At 66.7% G+C, this 1,419-nt stretch carries 1 protein-coding gene; it reads right to left on the bottom strand.

All coding sequences use genetic code 11. The features are described from left to right. Nucleotides 1–56: 56 nt before the first annotated feature. A complete protein-coding gene (locus FLW16_RS42825) occupies nucleotides 57–1,298 on the bottom strand; it encodes an IS256 family transposase (RefSeq protein WP_142566707.1) in 1,242 nt (413 codons plus the stop codon). Nucleotides 1,299–1,419 lie beyond the last annotated feature (121 nt).

Consider the following 1,419-nt stretch of genomic DNA (forward strand, 5'->3'; position numbering starts at 1 on the left):
GGTCACGTCCAGGGAAGTGGTGTACGAGCTGCCACCGCGTGATCCGTTTCTGCAGGTTATGCGGTGAGGCTGTCCGGGAGCTGTTCCTGGTCCGGTGTGTCGCCGGGGATCACCCGTAGGCGGGCTTTGGCCAACACGTCCAGGCCTATGTAGCGGCGGGCTTCGGTCCACTCGTCGGTCTGCTCGGCCAGCACGGCACCGACCAGGCGGATGATCGCCTGCCGGTTCGGGAAAATGCCCACGACGTCGGTGCGGCGGCGGATCTCCTTGTTCAGCCGCTCCTGCGGGTTGTTCGACCAGATCTGCTTCCAGATCTCCCGGGGAAACTGGGCGAAGGCCAGCAGGTCATCGCGGGCGGCGTCCAGGTGGTCGGCGGCTGCCGGGTACTTCGCCTGAAGAGCGTCGATAACCCAGGAATGTTGGGTGTGCACCTGCTCGGCGGTCGGCTGATCGAAGATGGTCCGCACCAGCGTCGCCACCCACGGCTGCGCCGACTTCGGGACGGTCGTGAGCAGGTTGCGCAGGTAGTGGGTGCGGCAGCGCTGCCAGGAGGCTCCGGGGAGGGTGGCGCCGATCGCCTCGACCAGCCCGAGGTGGGCATCGGAGATGACCATCTGCACCCCGGACAGGCCGCGGGCGACCAAGCCGCGCAGGAATGCCAGCCAGCCGGCGCCGTCCTCCCGCGAGGTGACCTCCAAGCCGAGGATCTCCCGTTGCCCGTTGGCGTTGACCGCGGTGGCGACCAGGGCGTGCACGTTGACCGTCCGGCCGCCTTCGCGGACCTTCTGGGTGAGGGCGTCCAGCCACACGAAGGTGTACGGGCCGCCGTCCAAGGCCCGGGTGCGGAAGGCCTCCACCTGCTCATCGAGCACCTTGGCCATCGCCGAGACCTGGCTCTTGGAGATCCCTGCGATACCGAGTTGCTCAACCAGCTTGTCCACCCGCCGGGTCGACACTCCCAGCAGGTAGGACGTGGCCACGACGCTGACCAGGGCTTGCTCGGCACGCCGACGACGTTCCAGCAGCCAGTCCGGGAAGTAGGAGCCCTGCCGCAGTTTCGGGATGGCCAGCTCGACCGTGCCCGCGCGGGTGTCCCACTCCCGCTTGCGGTAACCGTTACGGGAGTTGGTCCGCTCGCTGCTGCGCTCGCCGTAGGAGGCGCCGCATAGGTTGTCGGCTTCGGCCGACATCAACGCCTCGGCCATGGTCTTCACCATGGATCGCAACAGATCCGGATCCTGCGCCTGGATCTGCTCCGCCAGCCACGCGCCAGGGTCCACACTGTCGTTCACGGCCATCGCTTTCTTCTCCTTCGATCTTGACTTCGCAATCACGAAGGATCACGCGATGGCCGTCCTCATTTCACGACGCCACGCCTCTACCAGCGGAAACTCTTACACCACTCCCGTGGACGCAACC

The sequence above is a fragment of the Microbispora sp. KK1-11 genome, from assembly GCF_006874435.1.
GTDB classification, from domain to species: domain Bacteria; phylum Actinomycetota; class Actinomycetes; order Streptosporangiales; family Streptosporangiaceae; genus Microbispora; species Microbispora catharanthi.